We start from the raw sequence: 1,984 nt of genomic DNA on the forward strand, positions 1-1,984 counted from the left end.
GAACACGCGAGAAATCTGCTCGGGCGAAAAAGCGATGCCTTCGCAAAAACCGTCGACCGCATCGGCCAGGCCCTCGGCAGCGACGGACGGCAAAATCTCCTTTGCGACCAGATCGATAAAAGCGTCCTTGTCGCCTTTCGCTTCAGGCGGCAGGGCATGGGCGCCGAGGAAGCTCGTCCTTATTGTTACTGGATGATGTTCGCCCAGGAGCCGCGCGGCGCGCAGCGATTTCCTCTCGTTTTCAAAATCGAGCCCGTAGCCCGACTTGATCTCGATGGTGGTGAGGCCTTCCGCGATCAACGCGTTGAGGCGCGGCACCGACTGCGCTACCAGCTCGTGCTTGCTGGCAGCGCGCAGCGCCTTGACCGACGAGACGATGCCGCCGCCCGCTCGAGTCACCTCCTCATAAGTCGCGCCGGCCAGCCGCATCTCGAATTCGTTAGCGCGGTTGCCTGCATGGACCAGATGAGTGTGGCAGTCGATCAGGCCCGGCGTTATCCAACGCCCTTCGCAATCTATAATCTCGGCTGCTTGGCCCAGCGCTGCCGGCATGTCGGCTTCCGGGCCGGCATAGACGATCAGGCCATCGCGCGCGGCGATCGCGCCGTCTTCGACGATACCCAGTGCGGCGGCGCTGTCAGCCATGGTTGCCAAACGCGCATTGCGCCAGAGGCGAACCTCCCCTGCCCGACCTTTGCTCTCTCCTGCCATCATCTTTTCCGTTTCAATCTGCGGCGATATGTATATACATATTGAGATGCCCTGCAAGTGGTATCATTGCACGGGACACAGGGAATCGGAGAGAAAAACGTGACGGCGATCTTTGCGGAACAGGTGCTTCTGCCCGACGGCTGGCAATCCAATGCCCGGATCGTCGCCAGTGAAGGCCGCATCGCCACGGTCGAACCTAACACCACCCCCCGGCCCGGCGACGAACACCATGCCATTCTGCTGCCAGGCATGCCGAACCTGCACAGCCACGCCTTTCAGCGCGGCATGGCCGGCCTCGCCGAGTTGCGCGGCCCTTCTGCCGACAGTTTCTGGAGCTGGCGCGAGGTGATGTACCGCTTCGCGCTGTCGATGACACCGGACCAGGTCGAGGCGGTTGCCGCGCAGCTCTATGTCGAGATGCTGGAAACTGGGTTCTCACGCGTCGGTGAGTTTCACTATCTGCATCACGACCGCGACGGCCGGCCCTATGCCAACGTCGCCGACATGGCCGAGCGCATCACTGCCGCGGCTGCCGACACCGGCATTGGGCTGACGCTGCTACCGGTCTTCTATGCGCATGCCTCTTTCGGCGGCGCAGCGCCGAACGAAGGCCAGCGGCGATTCATCAACGATGTGAATCGGTTCTCGAGGCTTGTTGAGAAATGCCGCGAATCCGTTCGCACCTTGAATCACGCGGTCGTCGGCATCGCCCCGCACAGTCTGCGCGCCGTGACACCGGAGGAGTTGGAAAACATCGCGGCAATGGTACCCGGCGGACCGATCCACATCCATATCGCCGAGCAAGTGAAGGAGGTTGAGGACTGCCTTGCCTGGTCCGGGGCGCGGCCGGTCGAATGGCTGCTCGCCAATGCCAATGTCGATAAGCGCTGGTGCCTGATTCACGCCACCCACATGAACGAGATCGAGACCGCGGCCATGGCGAAAAGCGGGGCCATCGCCGGCCTCTGCCCGATCACCGAGGCCAATCTCGGCGACGGCACCTTTGCAGCACCTTTGTTCAAACAACATGGCGGCCGCTTCGGCGTCGGCTCCGATTCCAACGTGCAGATCGGCGTGCCCGACGAATTGCGGCAGCTTGAATATTCGCAGCGCCTCGCCCACCGTGCCCGCAACATGCTGGCGGTCGCCGGCGGTTCGACCGGCCGCGCACTGTTCGATGCAGCGCTCGACGGCGGCAGCGCCGCGCTTGGCGCAGGTCTCTCGCGGATCGCCGCCGGTGCCTCAGCCGATTTCGTCTCGCTGAACGGTGATC

General features: G+C 63.1%; 1 protein-coding gene and 1 pseudogene. One reads left to right on the top strand and one right to left on the bottom strand.

Features of this window, described 5'->3' with window-relative positions; genetic code table 11:
- Positions 1-711, bottom strand: a pseudogene (locus EOA86_RS32505) (imidazolonepropionase); the annotation flags it as partial.
- Positions 712-810: 99 nt separating this feature from the next.
- Here EOA86_RS32505 and EOA86_RS32510 point away from each other — a divergent pair.
- Positions 811-1,984 (top strand): formimidoylglutamate deiminase (locus EOA86_RS32510; RefSeq protein WP_128345333.1); only part of this gene is annotated, 1,174 nt, incomplete at its 3' end.

This window comes from Mesorhizobium sp. M5C.F.Ca.IN.020.32.2.1, from assembly GCF_004023105.1.
Classification (GTDB): Bacteria; Pseudomonadota; Alphaproteobacteria; order Rhizobiales; family Rhizobiaceae; genus Mesorhizobium; species Mesorhizobium wenxiniae.